At 71.5% G+C, this 17,962-nt stretch carries 13 protein-coding genes; 7 read left to right on the top strand and 6 right to left on the bottom strand.

What is annotated here, in order from left to right; all coding sequences use genetic code 11:
- The coding region (locus ACGFYY_RS34285) for a UvrD-helicase domain-containing protein (RefSeq protein WP_393715457.1) at positions 1 to 1,695 on the bottom strand (1,695 nt) is incomplete at its 3' end.
- A complete protein-coding gene (locus ACGFYY_RS34290) occupies positions 1,692 to 6,377 on the bottom strand; it encodes a DEAD/DEAH box helicase (RefSeq protein WP_393715459.1) in 4,686 nt (1,561 codons plus the stop codon). The genes ACGFYY_RS34285 and ACGFYY_RS34290, both read right to left, overlap by 4 nt.
- 393 nt (positions 6,378 to 6,770) lie before the next feature.
- Between ACGFYY_RS34290 and ACGFYY_RS34295 the strand changes: the two genes are divergently transcribed.
- Genes ACGFYY_RS34295 through ACGFYY_RS34305 form a run of 3 tightly spaced genes read left to right on the top strand, consistent with a single transcriptional unit; the run spans position 6,771 to position 10,758 of the window.
- Positions 6,771 to 8,852, top strand: coding sequence for a helix-turn-helix domain-containing protein (locus tag ACGFYY_RS34295; protein ID WP_393715461.1), 2,082 nt, complete (start codon positions 6,771 to 6,773; stop codon positions 8,850 to 8,852).
- Positions 8,849 to 9,832 (top strand): hypothetical protein, encoded by a 984-nt coding sequence (locus tag ACGFYY_RS34300; protein WP_393715463.1) that lies wholly within the window; start codon positions 8,849 to 8,851, stop codon positions 9,830 to 9,832. Before ACGFYY_RS34295 ends, ACGFYY_RS34300 begins: the two co-directional genes overlap by 4 nt.
- Entirely contained in the window at positions 9,829 to 10,758 is a 930-nt protein-coding gene (locus ACGFYY_RS34305) for a DUF6339 family protein (protein WP_393715465.1), read from the top strand. Before ACGFYY_RS34300 ends, ACGFYY_RS34305 begins: the two co-directional genes overlap by 4 nt.
- On the opposite strand, the gene ACGFYY_RS34310 is transcribed toward ACGFYY_RS34305, so the two are convergent.
- The 4 genes from ACGFYY_RS34310 to ACGFYY_RS34325 form a co-directional block, all read right to left on the bottom strand.
- The gene (locus ACGFYY_RS34310) at positions 10,749 to 12,098 is read right to left on the bottom strand and encodes a DNA cytosine methyltransferase (RefSeq protein ID WP_393715467.1); all 1,350 of its coding nucleotides are present in this window, start codon (positions 12,096 to 12,098) and stop codon (positions 10,749 to 10,751) included. The two genes, ACGFYY_RS34305 and ACGFYY_RS34310, sit on opposite strands and share 10 nt — an antisense overlap.
- Complete coding sequence (locus ACGFYY_RS34315) at positions 12,095 to 13,132, bottom strand: DNA cytosine methyltransferase (protein WP_393715469.1); 1,038 nt, start codon at positions 13,130 to 13,132, stop codon at positions 12,095 to 12,097. The genes ACGFYY_RS34310 and ACGFYY_RS34315 overlap by 4 nt, the downstream gene beginning before the upstream one ends.
- A 51-nt stretch (positions 13,133 to 13,183) precedes the next feature.
- Positions 13,184 to 13,606, bottom strand: a complete 423-nt coding sequence (locus ACGFYY_RS34320; protein WP_393715471.1) for a very short patch repair endonuclease — start codon at positions 13,604 to 13,606, stop codon at positions 13,184 to 13,186.
- 101 nt (positions 13,607 to 13,707) lie between these two features.
- On the bottom strand, positions 13,708 to 14,712 hold the full coding sequence (locus ACGFYY_RS34325; RefSeq protein ID WP_365264440.1) for an SEC-C metal-binding domain-containing protein: 1,005 nt from the start codon (positions 14,710 to 14,712) through the stop codon (positions 13,708 to 13,710).
- Positions 14,713 to 14,768: 56 nt separating this feature from the next.
- On the opposite strand from ACGFYY_RS34325, the gene ACGFYY_RS34330 reads away from it, so the two are divergent.
- The 4 genes from ACGFYY_RS34330 to ACGFYY_RS34345 all read left to right on the top strand — a co-directional run bounded on the left by ACGFYY_RS34330 (position 14,769) and on the right by ACGFYY_RS34345 (position 17,956).
- Positions 14,769 to 15,617, top strand: coding sequence for a class E sortase (locus ACGFYY_RS34330; protein ID WP_393715473.1), 849 nt, complete (start codon positions 14,769 to 14,771; stop codon positions 15,615 to 15,617).
- Between the two features lie 82 nt (positions 15,618 to 15,699).
- Positions 15,700 to 16,050: a DUF6412 domain-containing protein gene (locus ACGFYY_RS34335; protein ID WP_393715475.1), complete on the top strand. Its 351-nt coding sequence runs from the start codon at positions 15,700 to 15,702 to the stop codon at positions 16,048 to 16,050.
- A gap of 114 nt (positions 16,051 to 16,164) precedes the next feature.
- Positions 16,165 to 16,941: a YidC/Oxa1 family membrane protein insertase gene (locus ACGFYY_RS34340; RefSeq protein ID WP_393715477.1), complete on the top strand. Its 777-nt coding sequence runs from the start codon at positions 16,165 to 16,167 to the stop codon at positions 16,939 to 16,941.
- Positions 16,942 to 17,098: 157 nt separating this feature from the next.
- The gene (locus tag ACGFYY_RS34345) at positions 17,099 to 17,956 is read left to right on the top strand and encodes a fumarylacetoacetate hydrolase family protein (protein WP_365264431.1); all 858 of its coding nucleotides are present in this window, start codon (positions 17,099 to 17,101) and stop codon (positions 17,954 to 17,956) included.
- The last annotated feature ends 6 nt before the right edge of the window (positions 17,957 to 17,962 follow it).

Here is a 17,962-nt window from a genome sequence, read left to right on the forward strand (position 1 = left end):
GTCCGGGTTTTGCCTCTGGGGCGGGGGGGCGCGCGGGGGGGGGGGGCCGGCGGGCGCCCGGGGGGGGGGGGGGCCCGGGGGGGGCCCGGGCGCGCGCCCCCCCCCCCCCCCCCCCTCGACGGGGTCGCCGGCGCGCACTTCGTGCGCGAGGTAGTGCTGCAGGTCGACGGCGTCGTTCTCCTGGGAGCCGTCCGCGCCGGCCGGGGCCTCGCGTGACACGTCGCCGCCGATGACTTCGATGCCGTACCGCTGCCCCCGCTTGGTGCCTGTTCCGCCGCGGTACCAGCGGCCGGTCGCGTACGGGCCGTCGCCGTCCTTGCGGAGGAACGGGTCCCTGGGCAGTGTCAGGTGGAACAGGTCGTGGCGTGGTCGGGTCATGGCCACGTAGAGGGCGCGGGCCGCCGCGGCCGGATCGCTGTCCTTGGTGTCCGGGCCCGCGACGGGTCCGGGGTCGATGACGACGACCCGGTCGAACTCCAGCCCCTTGGCGCGGTGCACGGTGGAGACGACGACCCGTACCGGGCCCTGGGTGGTGAGTTCGTCCGGTATCCGGCCACCGGCGAGCGCCGTCTTCACCCGGTTCAGATCGATCCCCGACCGGTGCCCACGGCCGTCCAGCCGGACCAGGGCGAGCCACAGGACGTCGCGGGCCTCGCCGTCCGGGAGCGCCAGCTCGTCGGCGATGGTGTCGAACCTCGTCCTGGCCAGGGTGGATCCCTCGCAGCGGCGGTAGAGCAGGCTCAACCAGGTGGGCAGTACACGGTCCTGGGCGGAGCGCTGCACCCTGTGGGGCACGCCGGACGTCCACAGGGAGCGGGAGACGGCCAGGGCCTGACCGTTGGTGGTGCAGAGGATGGCGTTCGTGCCGTCGTACGCCCGCAGTGCGGAGGCGGCGAGTTCGCTGTCGAGCGGAGCGAACGGAAGGTTCGACACCAGCGCGGCGTGCAGCCGCGTGTGGACAGAGCGGTGGCCCTCCGCGGTCAGGTCGTCCTGCTGGAGGTGGGGGCCCAGGTGCAGGGCGGTGCGGGCGGAGTCGGTCGTGGCACGGAAGTTGCGGGTGAGTCGCAGCTCGCGCAGATCGGCGGGGAAGCTGTTGCGCAGCCAGGGGAAGAAGCTGTTGACCTCCGCGGCCCGTTGCGCCACCGGTACCTGGAAGCCGTAGAGGGACTGGGCGGGATCGCCCACGACGGTGAAACCGGCGTCCCGGTACTCGTCGAGCAGCGCCTCGATCATGCGGCTCCGCTCACCGACGAGGTCCTGCACCTCGTCGACGACGACATGCGCGAGGTCCTCGGTGAGGAAGTCGTCGAGCCAGCCCTCCCCGATCGCTTCGGTGGCGTTGCGGATGCGTTCGTCGAAGGGGACGGTGTGCCACTCGCCGGTGGGAGCGATCTCGGACAGGAAGGCGGTGGCCCAGCTGTCGAAGGTCTGTACCCGGACCCGGTCGGCGGCGACGGCGTGGCGCTGGATGCGTTGGCGCAGCTCGCGCACGGCGGCGTTGGAGAAGCTCAGTACGAGGATCTCGCCGGGCAGTACGTCGTCCCGCTCGACCAGGGCGTCGAGGCGCCGTACGAGGGTGTGGGTCTTGCCCGCGCCCGCCCCTGCCACGACCAGGCATTTGGCGTCCCAGGGGAGTTCGACGACGGCGCGCTGCTCGTCCGTGAGCGCGGGGGGCGCTCCCGGGGTCTTCGTCACTTGCGCTCCCAGAGGTGCTCGAACTCGGTGAAGGCGAGCTTGTGACCGTAGTTCTCGATGTTGTCGTCGACGTTGAGGATGAGGCAGGTGTCCTTGCCTCCGTTCGCGGGTCCGCGGAGCCCGCGACCGATCATCTGCTGGTAGACGTTGGGGCTGTAGGTGGGTCGTGAGACGACCACCACGCGGGTGGCGGGTGCGTCGAAGCCCTGGGTGAGGACGCCGTAGTTGGCCAGGACCCGGATCCTGCCGGCCCGGAAGGCGTCGACCCGCTTGCGGCGTGTGTCGGTGGGCGTCGCCGAATCGATGGACTCGGCCGAGACCCCCACGTCGTTCAGCTTGGCCGCGATCACCTTGGCGTGGGCCACGGAGGTGGCGAACAGCAGGACGGGCCAATCGGCGGGCAGCGAGGCGATCTCGTCGACGAGCATGCGGTTGCGTTCGTGGTCGAACGCGAGGCGGTCCTCGACCGTGGCGGGCAGCGCGCCGAAGGTGTCGACCTTGCTCAGTTCCGACGCGCTCATGGTCACCGTCGCGCCGCGCAGGACCCGCTGCTCGACCCTGGCCAGCACCTTCATGTCCTGCAGCTGGGGGTACGGGTCCGGGTCGAGCACGCCCTTGTCCAGTCGCGACCTGCCGTAGCGCTGGACGAGGCGCTGGGTCTCGTCCTCGTTCGTGCTGCGGAACGGGGTCGCGGTCAGGCCGACCAGCGGCCGCTCGGTCCGGTTGTTGCGCGAGATCCCGAGGAGTTCGAAGAGCCTGGTGTAGCGGCGGGAGAGGGAGGTGTGCGCCTCGTCGACGATCACGGCCGAGGCCTCGCGCAGCCAGGCGTACGCCTCGGTGTCCAGGTGCCGTTCCAGTTTCGCGTCGACGGCGACCACGAGGTGGACGGTGGAGCGGATGTCGGTGGCGGAGTTGGCCCCCCAGAGCCGGCTGATGGACAGCGCCTCGCGTTCGGCGCCGACCTTGGACCAGACGAACTTCCAGCTCTGTACGGCCTGCTCGCACAGTTCCTCGCTCTGCGCGATCCACAGGATCGGCCCGGTCGGCCGGCGGTGCTTGATGGCCCGGATCACCGCTTCGGCCGCGACCCGCGTCTTGCCGGAGCCCGTGGGCATGCACAGCATGGCGCGCTTGGGGTCGGGGTCGGTCAGCAGGTAGAAGAGGTTCTGGGCGAGCCGCTCCTGGTAGTCGTGCAGGCGGGGGAAGTCCACGGGACCCGTCACCTGCTCCATCGCGGGCGGGCTGACGGGCCGGGCGCCGGCGAACGCCTCCGGGAAGCCGAGGCGGTTGACGAACTGGCGTGCGGCGGTGTCGCCCCCGTAGCTGTTCGGGGCCTCGGCCCAGCGGGAGGCGATGGCCTTGGCGTAGTGGCGGAGGACGCCGTCCTTCTCCGAGTTGTAGGCCAGTTCCGCGATCCGCCGGCCGTCGGGCTCCCGCCCGGACACGTGGAGCTCGTCCTCCCACAGGCCCGGCGGAAGTCCCGTACGCAGGGCTTCCTCGCCGATCAGCAGCAGGAGCTTCTCGGTGACGCTCTCCGCGTGGACGACGCGCTGGAGCTTCTCGTTGGCCCGCTGCTGTTCCTGGAGCGCGATGACCTGCCGGCACTCGGCGCGGGACAGTCGCCAGCCGAACACCTTGGACGACTCGTGGAGGATCTCCAGCTCGTCCTCGGGGTGGCTGATCAGCGCGACCCGACCGTCGAGCGCGCTCTTCAGGGGGACGGGACGGTAGCTGTGCTCGGTGCGGATGATCTCTTCGAGTCGGGTGCAGGACTGGAACCAGGCGTCGGCGGTCGCGAGATCGGTGCGCAGGCGCAGGGAGGGGAAGCGGTTCAGGAGCAGCTCGGGTTCGGCTTCGGAAGCGTGACCCAGCTCCTTGGTGATCTTGTCGCCGGGGCTGCACATGTCCCAACGGGTCCGCAGCAGTTCGGCGTCCTCCGGGGAGTCGACGAGGAGCGCCGGGACGGATTCGCGCACCAGCCCGTCGTACTCCTCGCGGACGGAGGTCACCGCGATGTCCGCGTCCGGCCGGTGTCCCCATTGCGTGCCGATGCGGCAGCGGGTCTCGACGCCTTCCGGGAAGCCGGCGTCGGCCCGGGTGAGCAGGGTGTAGGCGTTCCCGAGGAACGCGTCGTCCTCGCTCACGGCGATCCGCTCGTGCACCTTGTTCCACACCCGCTGCGGCACCTTGTCGAGGGTGCCGGGCATTTCGAGGGCGTCGGCCTGGGCCGTGGAGAGGTGGGCCACGGGGAGGACGGAGGCGTAGCGGGACAGCTGCGGTCCCACGCACTCCCGCAGCGGGAGCAGTTCCCGGTCGGTACGGGCGTACCCGTGCCGGGTCACCATCCAGCGCAGCGGGGACGGCGCGGTCTCCTGGGTCCGGGTCTGCTTGCCGACCTGCCGGGTCCAGCTGCGGACCATGCCCCGGTCGGGCAGGGCGGCGACGAAGGCGGCCCGGCCCTCTTCGCTCAGGCGCGTCAGGAATCCGAGGGGGCCGGCGGGGGAGGCGCCCTGCATCCGCATGGTCGCCAGGTTCGGTCGGGCCGAGCTGGCCGGGAGGGTGGCGCAGTACGCCTTGTGCATGGCCTCCGCGTAGGACTCGAACCAGGGCTCGCCGGTCGGGTCCTGCTCGGTCTCCGGACCGGAGCGCGCGCCGAGGTCACGCAGGACGATCAGGTCGTCCCGGTGGAAGCGGGGGTCGATGGCGAGGGTCGCGTCGCGTGAGCCGTCGGCGGGGACCACCGGTCCGGGAAGCAGGCACGACTCGATGCTGCTGAAGGCGCCGGCGAGGGTCCGTACCTTGAGGACGCCCGTCGGATCCGGGACCCGCTCGTTCAGGATGCGGATCGACTGTCCCGCCCCGGCCCGGCGGGACAGCTTCCAGAACTCCTCCCACGAGGATTCGCCGTACCGGGCGAATCCCTGGTCCACCACGGCCTCGAAGCGGCCCAGGGCGTCCGCCTCGTGGATCCCGATGGTGTCCAGGTCGGCGGAGAGCTCGCGCACCGTGGCGATCTCGGGGTGGACGTAGACCATCTCGTTGGGGAGGGAGTCGTCCAGGACCCGGCGGAACACCGTGTTCGGGCGCGGGGCCACGAGGCCGTGCGCCTCGGTGAGGAGGATGCGGGCCTGTCGGGCGTCCGCGACGTACGGGCTGTTGCCGCGGATCATGGCCGCGAGGATCCGCAGCGCGCATGCGGACGCCGCGGGCGTGCCGTCGGTGACCAGGGCTTCGAGCCACTCCTGGACGGTCGCGCGTTCGTGGTGCGCGGCCTCCAGGATGTGCCCGAGCTTGCCTCGCCGGTCCCGGTCGGTGTCCACCGACCGGTGCACCCAGGCGGTGGGCCGGGTCGGGTGGGAGGCCCACAGGTCGAGCCATTCGGGCCGCAGCTCCTCCGGGTGGACGCGCAGGGCGGAGGGCTTGCGCAGCTCCCCGTCCTGGTCGGGGAGGGAGGGTCTCGCGGCCGCCTCGCGCCACACCCCTTGGATCACGTGACCGTCGGCCCAGTTGCGGCGCTCCTTGTAGCGGCCGGGCAGGTGGGCGAGGTGGCGGGCGGGGTCTTCGGGGTCCGTCAGGGCGGGCAGGGACGAGGCCACCAGACCGGCGGCGGCCCCCAGCAGCTCGTCGTTGAGCGGGGTGCCGTCGACCAGGTGCTGGCGGTCCTCGTTGGTCTTCCAGGCGGCGTTGAGTATGCCGCGCAGGGTCATCGGGTAGTGGGTGGGGAAGTAGGCCCAGAAGGAGCCGAGTTCGCGGCGGCTCTCGGGTACGGCCCAGGAGATGTCGATGACGGGTCGGTCGTGGAGTTCCCCGGAGGCCTCGCGGGTCTTGGCGCTGGGGGAGTAGGACACGGTGAAGACGCGCCAGGTCTCCCGCTCCGGTGCTCCGCCGTCGTCCGAGACGAGAAGCGTGTGGACGGTCCCTGCCCGTGTTCCGCTCAGGGAGCGGCGGAACGTCGAGTTCTCGCGCCGGTCCTCCAGGTCGATCGTCCCGACGTGCGGGGAGAAGAGCGGGAACTCCCGCGGGAACGCGCGCAGGTCCCGGCCCAGGCGCGCCGCGGCTCCGGGTAGCAGCGGGAGCCGGACGACCGTGACGGCCCCGTGGGAGAACAGGTCGTTCAGTACGTGGTCCTCGCGGAGTTCGCGCGCGAGGTCGAGCGGCCGGGCCATGCGCAGGACGGGGGTTTCCTTCGCCTGCGGGTGGACCTCGTGGATGAGTCGCGCCGACCATTCACGGTCGAATCCGAAGCTGCCCGTGACACTGAAGAACTGCGGGGTGTCGGTGATCGACAGGACGGACTTCACGCCCACGCCGAAGCGGCCGATCTGTCCTCCGCGCTTCTTGGAGACGCTCATGCGCAGAATGGTCTCGGCGCCGTCGGCGGAGAGCGGGTTTCCCTCGTTGGCGCAGTACAGATGGTTCTGCGTGAGGACGACGGCTACGCGGCCCGGCGTATCGCGATCCCGCAGTTCGTCCGCGCCGTTCTGCACGAGTTCGTACAACTGGCGATCTCCGTAGCCCCCTTGTTGAATTCGCCGTTCGCCGTTCGCGTCCTCGAGGATCCGGCCGGGATCGTTGCGATAGGTGCTGAGGCTGCGATCCGACTGGTCGAGGACGACGCGCAGCACGTCGGGCAGGGGGTCTGACTGCGCGGGGGAAGGCTGGAAGGGCACGAAGAAGCTCACTCTCCGGATATCGCAAATGTCGGCGCGGCGAATTCAAGGCGTGGGCGCGAGAGGGTGGGCGCGGGGTGGCGCGGGGGCGCGAGGCAGCCTTGATGAGGGCATGGCAAATAGCCTGTAGGCGCGCACCCCCCGGTGGTTCTCGCGGAATCCTCACCCGGCGAGTGATCGAAAGGGTCGCACGGGTGAAGGAGGTGGCACAAGGGCTTCGGTGGGCACTTCCGTCGGTCGGGTTGCCGGGAAACGCGCCGATTCCTCGGGGGACCGGCCCCGGGTGGCGGCCGAATCCGCACGATGGTTCGATCGGTAAATTTTGACACATTCTCTGCTGTCAAATGGTCAGTTGTATGATGCGCGAGGTCGTTCCCGCACGATGACATGGAGTGCTGACGGATCGTGGTCGACAACTATGGAGCCTGGCTGGGGCGTCAGTTGCAGCGACAGGGGATGACCCAGACGGAGCTCGCGGCCCAGGTGAACGTCACCCGCGCCGCCGTGTCCACGTGGGTGAGCGGCCGGGTGACGCCCAGACCCGACACCGTGAAGCTCATAGAGGAAGCACTCGGGGTCGTCCCCGGTGCCTCCCTGTCGATGGACGAGACCGTCGGGCACGAGCGGCTCACCTGGTACCACCGCCCCGCACACGTCGACGGCGGGCGCGAGTACGGCAACGCCGCCGCGTTCGCCTTCGACGCCGACCTCTCGGTCCTGGCACGCGAAGCGACCCAGAACAGCCTCGACGAGATCCTCGACACCGCTCGACCGGTACGCATCCGGCACGTCCTCCACGAGATCTCCGGGGAACGCCTCGACGCCTTCCGGCGGGTGATGCGGTGGGACGCGCTGCGCGAGCACTACGAGTCGGCCGCGAGCGCGGGCAACAAGGCCTCCCGCGCCCTGGCGCGGGCCCTGCGCGACATCGAGGACCGCGGGAGCCTCGTCCTCCTGCGCGTGGACGACTACAACGCGAACGGGTTGACCGGCGACGACTACGACGACGGCCGGTTCGCCGCGGTCGTCAGGCGCCAACTGGACAGCGTGAAGTCCAACGCCAGCGCCGGTGGATCCTTCGGCCTCGGCAAGGCGACCCTCTGGTCGGCCAGCTCCCTGGGCATGGTCCTCATCAACAGCACCCTGAGCCGGCCGCACGACGGGCACCACGAGCGGCGCCTCATCGGCCGGATCGACCTCCCCTGGCACACCGTCGGGGACCAGGCCTACGCCGGCCCCGCCTGGTTGGGCGAGGCCGACCCCGACCGGGACGGCGCGGCCCGATCCTGGTGGGCGGACGAGGCCACGGTCGAGGCACTGCACCTGAAGCGCGACGGTGACGAGCCCGGGACCTCCTTCCTCGTCGTCGGCGCCCATCAGGGCGACGACGAGGACGCCGACCTGGAAGCCCTGCACGAGAAGCTGTCGGCCGGGCTGGGGCGGAACTTCTGGGCCTCGATGATCTCCGCCCCGGGGTCCCGGCCCCTGGTCGAGGCGTCGGTCGTGGCCCTGCGCGACGGCGTCGAGGTCGTCGCCGAGCGGCGCGTGGTCCCGGACGAGTACGAGCCGGCCCGATCGCGAGCGCTGCGCGCCTTCCTCGAAGGGGCGACGGTCGATCGACTGACCGCACCCGAGCAGGTCGTCGAACGACGCGTCCGGCTCGACGTACCCCCGCTGCGCTCCCCGCAGACCGAGGCGGACGGCAAGCCGGCCCGGCACGAGGCCGTCCTGCTCGTCACCGCCGCCGAACCGGACGACCCGCGCCCCAACCAACTCGTCTGCATGCGCGGCAACCGCATGGTGGTGATGACGCAGACCATCAACCCCCCGCTCGGCGGAAACGCCTACCAGGCCCTGCTCCTCGCGGGCACGGCCGCCGGGGACTCCTCCGACGGTGCACGGGCCGCGGAACGCTTCCTGCGTACGGCCGAGCCGCCCGAGCACGACACCTGGAAGCGCACCGAGGACCTCGTCGTCACCTACGCGCGCGGCGTCGTACGCAGCATCGGCGAGTTCCGGTCCGCGATGCGCGAGGGGGTCCTGGCCGTCGTCGCCACCCGCGACGACGCCCCCGCCGCGGACGAGGTCATCCCGTCCGTCCTGCGCGAGGTGCTGCGCATCGACGCCCCCAAGGGCCCGCCCCGCAACGCGCGCAGCCACCCCCAGGTCGACGACGTCGACGGCCACGTCGACGACACCGGTGCGTGGCAGGTACGGGTCGAGGTCAATCTGCCCCCACAGACGGATCCGTGGACACTCGTCCCCGTCCTGCGCTTCGTCACCCGCTCGGGTCCCAAGCCCGTCGTGAAGTGGGCCCGACTGGTCGCCGAGCGCAACTGCGAGGTCACCGCCGAAGGTTCCCTGCTGTTCAAGGCGGGCGCCCGCACGGCCGTCTTCTGCGGGGAGAGCGACGTGCAGGACCACCCCGTACCCGCTCGGCACGCCCGCGTCGAGGTCGACGTGCAGCGCGCGAAGGAGTCGATGTGAAGCAGCTCGTCCCCTACCCGACCCTGCGCCGATCCGACGGACTCACCACGATCGAGGTGCGGGAGGGACGCGTCGACGAGGACGCCCTGCCGCTGGAACTCGTGAACCGGCAGGAACGCAGGGTCGCCGTGCACGGAGTCGGCTACGCCGACTGGTCCACCGCGCGACTCGGCGTCCGGATGCGGGTCCCCGCGGTGGCCGACGCCGAGGGCCGGGGCTGGCGGGACGTGCGGGCGGCGGTCACGGTCGCCAACCGGACCTCCCACGTGCGCTCGGTGACCTCGCTGCGCCAGGACGCCTCCGGCGACTGGGTCGGTGAGGTACGCGTCGACCGCGACGAACACCTGGGACGACTGCAACTCACCGGCATCGTCACCGCGACGGTCGACGGCGTGCCCGGCCGGCTCATCGGCTCGGCCGAGGAGGCCTGGACCGTGGACGTGGACTCCCGGAGTGCCCACCGGGAGCAGGACATCCGCATGACGGAGGTCGACTTCGGCTCCGACGAACATCCCCATCTCCACGACTTCCGGCACAACGAATGGGCGATCGACGCGAACGGCGCCGTACCCACCGTCTACGTGAACACCGCCCTCGAAGGAGTCGCGCGGCTGCTCGGCGCACCCGCGCGAGGAATGTCCCCCGCGGAGAGCGCCCTGCAGAAGGCGCTAGCCGCCAAGCTCGGCACGGATCTGTGGGTGACCCTGTTCCACAGCGCCGCGGACGAGGTCTTCGCCGAGGACGGCGAACCCCAATGGCCGGGCGGCTGGCGGGACAACGTCCTCAAGCGGATGCTGCCCGACGTGTGCCCCGACCTCTCCCCGTCCGACGCGCTACGGGAACTGCTGTCCCGCCGGGTCGGCGGCGCGGGCCGGGACCTGCACATGCGCGTACTCCACGCGGCCGGGCGACAGTCCCGGTCGGCACGCTCGCTGGGCGAGGCATTGCGGGACATCACGAAGGGGAGCACGAAGCAGTGAGCTGGGAATCCGTCTACGAAGGGGCGGCCGCCGCACCCGAGCGGCTCGCACTCCTTCCCGATGCCGTGGCGCGGCGGGAACTCGACGACGAGGTTCTGGGCGGCCGCAGCGCACTGCCCCACGAGAAGCTGGACCGCAGCTCACGCGCGTTCGAGGACGAAAGCGACCGGTGGCGCGCCCGACCCGTACGCGAGCTGTTCGACGCCGCCATGCGCCGGTTCGTCGAGGCGCGCCCCGGAGCCAGTGACGCCTGGCTCGCCCCCCGCCTGCACGCGACGCTGCGACTGACCCGCAGGGAAGCCGGCGACTCGGAACTCTGGAACCACCTCGCGCTGCGCGTCGCACCGGACTACGTCCTGTGGCGCTGGCTCGGGAGCGAGAACGAGAACGGCGGCGGCAGCGGTGGCGGGGGCGAGGCGCGGGTCAACCCGCGGCGCTTCACCGGACCCTTCCACGTCCAGGCCATGGCCCGGCTCTGGTGGGCCGCCGAGATGTACCGCGACGGGCGCAACTACGCGACGGCGGAGGCGGCCTGCGCCAACCAGGAGATGTTCAACTCCGCCCTGCGGCAAGACGTGTTCCTGCACCGGCCCACGGCCCAGACCGTCATCCGGATGCTGCGCGACGGCACGGTGACCAGCACCCGGGCGGCGAACGCGCTCATCAAGGCGGTCAACACCGCAGGGAGCACGATCCAGTACGAACTGGTCGCCCCCGACGAGCCGTTGGACACGAAGGCCCGGCGCCTGTGGATAGCGGACCTCACCTACGCCCCACCCGTCCCGCACGATTCCCTGCCGGACGGACCGGACGACGGGGAGGTGGACTTCTCCTCGGTCGCCCGGCTGCTCCCCCTCTTCCAGGAGCTGTTCACCACCGCGCCGATCCGTGGCCAGGAGGAGCCGGTGGAGAATCCCTACGCCTGAGCCGTGCCCGACGTCAGGTCCTCGGCCTGGTGGTGCTCGTCGAGGCCCGCCCCGGCCCGCAGGGCCTGGTAGACGTGCGCGGCGAGGGCCCGCGCCAGCGGCACCGGTACCGCGTTGCCGATCTGGCGCGCGATCTGGGACTTGCTTCCGCACCAGCGGAAGTCCTTCGGGAACCCCTGGATGCGTGACGCCTCGTAGTGGGTGATCGGGCGGTGGTCGACCGGGTGCAGGTACCGCCCCTTCTCCGGCTTGAAGAATTCGGTGCGGATCGTCACGGAGGGCTTCTCCCAGACGAGCCTGCCCATGACGTCACCCGAGCCGCTGTTGTGGCGGTTCCAGCTCTCGGTCGAGAGCGGGACCAGCTTCCCCTCCACGAGCGCCGGGGGCGCGTTCCGCAGCGCGTGGCGGTTCTGACCCGGTTCGATGGCCCGGTAGCGGGCCAGGGAGAGGCCGGTCGGCCGGCGGCCGATGTGCAGCGATTCACTCCGGAACGGTCCGGGGATCTTCTCGCGGAGCCGCACGACGAACTCCTTGTCGAGGACGCCCGTCTCCGTGACCTTCCGGGAAATGGTGACGGACGGGACGTTCTCGTCGTTCAGTTCCGGGAGGTCGTGCTGATTCGTCCGGTAGGGGATCGGGTCCTTCGTGCCGTCCAGGCATTCCTTGAGGGTCTGCCAGGCCTTCGGACCCTCGGTCGCGAAGAGGCCGACCTGGCCGGCCTTGCCGGCGCCCGCGTGCGTGGGGGCGGGGTAGGAGATGTGCCGCTTCCCCCGCACACCGATCACGATCGTCCGCTTCCGGAGTTGCGCGGCGCCGTAGTCGGCCGCGTTGAGGACCTGCGGATCCTCCAGCGTGTATCCGAGATCGAGAAAGGCGCTCTTCAGATCGGCGAGTTGGGTGGACGAATTGAAGCGCTCGACGTTCTCGATGATGAAGATACGCGGCTGCACCAATTCGACGATCTTGAAATATTCTTCCCAGAGGCGGTTGCGCGGATCGTCCGGATCGCCTTTGCCGAGTCCGGAAAAGCCCTGACAGGGCGGACCTCCCAGGATCACATCGGCGTGCAGCCCCTTCTCCCTGACGACGTCCACCCAATCCGCGATGTCGCCCAGGAAGAAGTGGTGGTCGCTTCCGGTGGTGTCGTCCGCCCATTTCTCGAAATTCGTGAAATAGGTCAGAGCGGCCGCGGGATCGATCTCGACCCCGGCAATGGGGGCGAAGGAATGCAGCCCGTCCTTCATGGTGTCCCGGGAGAACTCGAAGAAGCCCCGGGTGAAGCCGCCGCAGCCCGCGAAGAGGTCGACGACTTTGTAGGGGGGCTCGTTCTCGGAGTTCATGGCGCGAGTCTAGCCGGCGTCGGGCCGTCCGCGGGCCGGAGGGCGATCTCGGGCCGGAGGGCGAGCGCGAGCGCGAGCGCGCGACCGACCGCGGCTGCCACGGCAGGCGGGCACGCGTTGCCGATCTGGCGGTAGGAGGACGTCTTGCGGCCGGCGAGCACCCAGTCGGCGGGGAAGCCCTGCAGACACGTCACTTGAGGGACGGTGAGCTTGGGGAGCAGGTCGTCGGGGGCCGAGGCGTCCGGTACGTCGTCCCCGATCCCGCCCCCGTTCACGCCGAGGCGTTCCCACGCGCGCTTCGAGCCGGTCGGGCCGAGGTCCGGGCCGCCGCGCTTGTCCGAGCCGCCGACGATCGTCGGGGCGGGTTCGCAGGCACGCCGGGCCCACGCGGTCGCCCCGGGCCAGCCCCTACGGGCCATCGACCCGTACAGGACCGTGCCGACGCTCCGCGTGGGCAGACCGGACGGCTCCGGCCACGCGAACCGGCCGAACTCGGGATCCCGTAGCGCGACCAGGAAACCGTGCGGACGCTGCTGCGGAACACCGAAGTCGCCCGCGTCGAGCACACCCCACGAGGAGCGGTAGCCGACCTCCCGCAGGTTCTCCTCCACCCACCGCCGGGTCGGCGCGTACGCGTCGGCGAGCGCGAGACCGGGGATGTTCTCCACCAGGACGGCGCGGGGCAGGGCGGCCTGCGCCAACCAGATCGTGGCCTTCAGCAGGTAACGCTCCTCGTCCGCGTCCTTCCGCATGGTCGAGGCCGCCGACGGCAGCCGGGGCAGACCGGCCGCCAGGAGATCGACGCGGGTGTCTTCGGCGAACAGATCCGGGCGGTCGGACGGCAGGAAGTCGCGGAGGTCCTGCTCCAGCACGGTCCAGTCGGGGCGGTTGCCCCGCAGGGTGGCGCAGGAGTCGGGCTTCGTGTCCAAGAGCGCGATCGGGTCGAACCCGGCCGCCTCCAGGCCCAGCGTCAGACCGCCCGCGCCGGCACACAGCTCCAGAGAGGTGAGCCGGTCCGGCCCCGAGAGCGTCATGTCGTCCTGTCCGCGCCGGTCGGACGCATGTCGATCGTCGAGGAGGGCCGGTCAGCCGGTCGTCGTGCCGCGGCGGGCATCGATGACACGGGCCGCCACGGACTCCGGCGTCTCGTGCTCCCAGAACCGCAGCACGGTCCAGCCCGCCGCGGCGAGCAGCTCGCTCGTCTCGCGATCCCGGGCCATGTTCTTGTCGAGCTTCTCGCGCCACCACTGTGCGTTGGACTTCGGCTGCGTGGCGTGCTCGGGGCATCCGTGCCAGAAACACCCGTCGAGGAAGACGGCGACCTTGGCCCCGGGGAAGGCGATGTCGATCGTGCGGCGCGGCATGCCGGGTACCTTCACCTGGAGCCGGTAGCGCAGGCCCGCCGCGTGCAGCAGTCGGCGCACGGCCAGTTCGGGAGTGGTGTTCCGGCGTGCCTGGCGACTCATCCGGGCCGACACGGAAGGGGAGGAAGGCACGGCCGCGATCATGACGCTCTCCCTCCTCCTCCACTTTCCGTCCGCTGAAGCCGATGGTACGTAATCACCGGACCGGCGACATCGTGTGCCCGGCAAGATCCGGAAGAGACGGTCTAGCCGCCGGACACCTCGTGGCACTCCGTGTACGGCTTGCCCGAGCCGCACCAGCAGGACGCGGTGGGGGTCGGGGGCCAGGGGGTGGCCTTGCCGCGGGCCGCCAGGGTCGTGGCGTATTCGACGAGGAGGGACGGGGAGGCCGGGGAGGTCTTCTCCGAAGCCGCGAAGGCCTCGTAGGAGGGGACGCTCGCCGTGACGATGCCCAGGTTCGTGGTGCCGGAGGCGGCCAGGGCGCGCAGCGAGCTCTCGATGTCCCGCAGGTGGGCCTCGTGCGAGGGGTACTCGGAGGCCAGGGTCGGGTAGCTGGTCAGCAGCTCCGACAGTTCGCGCTGCGGCCAGTGCAGGATCGCCACCGGGAAGGGCCGGGAGAGGGCCGCGCGACGGTCGCCCAGCTCGGCGCGCAGGCGGGCGATCTCGGCGCGCAGCTCGGCGGGGTCGTCGGAGCCCAGGGCCCAGATGCGCTTGGGGTCGTGGAGCTCGTCGAGGGGGATCGGGCCGATGTGGCGGGTGTCCGCGACCATGTCCCAGTCGTCGTGCGGGCGCCCGAGGAGGCGGCGTACGCGGTGGCGGCCCGTGAGCAGGGCGGTGGTGGCCGGGGTCAACGGGTCGTCCTCCGCGATGAGGAGGGTGGCCGCTTCGGTGAAGCAGTCGTGCGAGGCCTCCAACTCGTCGTGGGCCTCCAGGGCTTCCGCGATGACCTCCCACGGTGCCGGTTCCTTGGGCGAGGCGGCGCGGATGCCCGAGATGAGGGCGCGGGCCTCGGCCTCGTGACCGTACTCCCACAGGTTCGCCGCCTGGAGGGCCTTGATCAGGTGGGGGTCGGACGGTGAGGAGGAGAGGAGTTGGTCGTACAGGGCACTCGCCCGGTCGCGTGCGTCGGCCAGTTCGAGGTGGGCCGCGGCCTGGAGGAGCAAGGGCTCCTGGTCCTCGGGGTAGCGGGTCGCCGTGCGGATGAGGCGCTCGGCTTCGGCGATGTGCTCGGCAGGCGTGTCGGGGCGCATGGTTCACACCGTACTGCCGCTGGTCAGTTGACGGGGGAGGACTTAAGGTGCCGCCCGTGCGAGATCGCGTACCTGTGGTGGTGCAGGGGAGCGGCCGGCGGGGGCGCCGGGCCGGTCTCGCGGGGGCGCTGTGGGCGGGCGCCGAGCTGATCGTCACCGTGGGGGTGGTGGTCCTGTTGCTGGTGGTGCATCAGGTGTGGTGGACCAATCGGCAGGCCGCGGCCGCCGCGCGGGAGCGGGTCCAGGCCCTGGAGCGGGCCTGGGACGAGGGTCCCGCCGACGGCTCCGGGGAGCGGGCGGCGGGGGCAGAGGCGGATTCCGGGGCCGGTTCCGGGGCCGGTTCCGGTTCCGGTGGTGGTTCGACCGTCGGGCCGGAGCCGAGCGGGTCGGCGGATCCCGGCGCGGCGCCCGCGGCGACCCGGGCCGCGCGACCCGCCGCCGGGGCCCCCGTACGGGACCGGGCCTACGCCGTGCTGCGCGTCCCGCGCCTCGGGCTCGTCGTCCCCGTCGCGCAGGGGGTCGACAAGCGGGCCGTCCTGGACAAGGGCTACGCCGGGCAGTACCCGGGGACCGCCGGTCCGGGGGAGCGGGGGAACTTCGCGCTGGCCGGGCACCGGAACACGCACGGCGAGCCGTTCCGGTACGTCAACCGGCTGCGGGCGGGCGACGAGCTGATCGTCGACCTGCGGGGGCGCCGGTACACGTACGTGGTCGGGAAGGTCCTGGGCGAGACCACCGCACGGGACACCGGGGTGATCGCGCCCGTGCCCCGCAGCGTGGTGAAACCGGACCAGGGGTACAGCGAGCCCGGGGCCTACATCACGCTCACCACCTGCACGCCCGAGTACAGCTCGAAGTACCGGCTGGTGGTCTGGGGGACGCTCCGGTCGTCCGAGCCGTCCTGACCGACCGGGTTGTCGGCGGGCCCGGTTACCATCGTTGTCGTACGGGAGTTCGTGCGCGGGAGTGGAGAAGGGGGAGGTCCGTATGGCTCGGCAACGACGCGATGGCGACCTGCTGTCCTTCACCCTGTTCGCGCGGACCTCGCGGGCCCTTGCCGTACTGCTCCCGCTCCTGCTGCTCGGGGGACTCCTCGGGTTGTTCGCCGGGGAGGGCGGGCTGGGCGCCGTCGTGGTCGCCCTCGCGGCCACGGTCGCCGTGGGCACCGAGGCGCTCGCCGCCGCCGCGCGGCTCGTGCGGCCCGTGCCGCCGCACCGCATACGCACCGCGATCCGTGATCGCGAGCAGCGCACGGCCTTCCTGCCGCAGCGTGATCCCGATGCCTCGGGCCGGTCGCGGCCCCGGGCGCCCGGCCGTCTCCTCCCGACGGCCGCGTAGGGGCGCGCAGTACTTCTCGCCTTCTGCTGACTGATCACTGTTGTCGCCCCTCGCGGGTCGTCACGCCGAAATGCATCTCTTTCGACGTTCGACGAGACCCTTCGGAGGGCCCGCGTGTCCGTTTTCACCCATCTTGTTGCTGAGCTGGGCCGGCTTCTGGAGCCGGTACTGGCGCAGTCCGCGACCGCTGCCGCGATCGTGCTGTTCACCGTGCTCGTACGGCTCGCGCTGCACCCGCTGAGCCGGGCCGCCTTCCGCGGCGCGACGCCGGCGGCGGGGTGCCTGCCCTTGCTGCTGCAGCTGCCGGTGTTCTTCGTGATGTACCAGGCGTTCTCCTCCGCCGAGGTGGGCGGGAAGACGAACGAGCTGCTCGGGCACCGGCTCTTCGCCGCGCCGCTGGGCGCGCGGTGGACCGAGGCGATGGGCGAGGGCGGCCCCTTCGGGGCGCAGGGGCTGGTGTTCCTCGGACTGTTCGCGGCGATCGCGGTGGTGGCCGCGTGGAGTGCGGTGCGGGGACGGCGTTCGGCCGCCGCGGTCGCGGCGGCCGCTGCCGCCTCCACGGCCGGCCCGAAGAAGCCGGCCGGCCGTGGCGCGCCGCAGGGCAGGGCCGGGGTGAAGGGAGCCGGGGCCAAGGCGGGAGCCGGGGCCAAGGCGGGGGTCGGGGTCATGGCCGAGGTGAGCGCCGAGCAGCAGGAGGTCATGCGCAAGCTGGGCGGCGTACTGCCCCTGCTCTCGTTCGGGACGCTGATCACGGCCGCCGTGGTGCCACTGGCCGCCGGGCTCTACCTGCTGACCACCACCGCGTGGTCGGTGGCGGAGCGCGCCTGGCTCCAGTACCGCAAGGAGCGGGCGGAGCGGGCGGTGGAGGAGCGGCTGGAGCAGGCGGCGTAGCGGGCGGCCGATGGAGGCGGGCGTTCCAGTCCGTGAACAGGGTCTTGCGGATTGGATGGGCATCTTGGAGGATCGACCAATCCTCCGATGGCCGCAACCCATCGGCCGGCCCTGGGCGCGCCCTGGGCCGACCACCCACGACCACGGGAGAATGCCCATGAAGCTGCTGCGTGTCGGACCCGCGGGGTCGGAGCGCCCCGCGCTGCTCGATCGGGACGGGACCCTGCGTGACCTGTCCGGCCTGATCACGGATGTGGACGGCGGTCTGCTGGCCGACGACTCCGTACTGAGCCGGGTACAGGACGCGGCCGCGTCCGGCGAGCTTCCGGTCCTGGACGCCGAAGGTCTGCGCGTCGGCGCCCCGGTCGGCCGGATCGGCAAGGTCGTGGGCATCGGCCTGAACTACTTCGGCCACGCCGCCGAGATCGGCGCGGAGCCCCCGGCCGAGCCGATCCTGTTCCTGAAAGCCGCGGACACCGTGGTCGGCCCCGACGACACCGTGCTGATCCCGCGCGGCAGCGTGAAGACCGACTGGGAGGCGGAGCTCGGCGTCGTCATCGGCAGCACCGCCCGCTACCTGGACTCCGCCGTGCAGGGCCTCGCGCACGTCGGCGGCTACGTCCTGGTCAACGACGTGTCGGAGCGCGAGTTCCAGATCGAGCGCGGCGGCACCTGGGACAAGGGCAAGAACTGCGAGACCTTCACCCCGATCGGCCCCTGGCTGCTGACCGCCGACGAGGTCCCGAACCCGCAGGTCCTGGACGTCAAGCTGTGGGTCAACGGTGAGCTCAAGCAGGACGGCAACACCTCGGACCAGATCTTCCCGGTCGGCGAGGTCGTCCGGTACCTGAGCCACTTCATGACGCTGTACCCCGGTGACGTCATCGTCACCGGTACGCCCGCCGGTGTGGCCATGGGCCAACCGGAGCCGAAGCCGTACCTGCGGGCCGGCGACGTCGTCGAGGTGGAGATCGAGGGTCTCGGCCGGCAGCGCCAGGAGTTCAAGGGCGCGTAGCGGGAC

It is taken from the genome of Streptomyces sp. NPDC048331, from assembly GCF_043201215.1.
Lineage (GTDB): Bacteria > Actinomycetota > Actinomycetes > Streptomycetales > Streptomycetaceae > Streptomyces.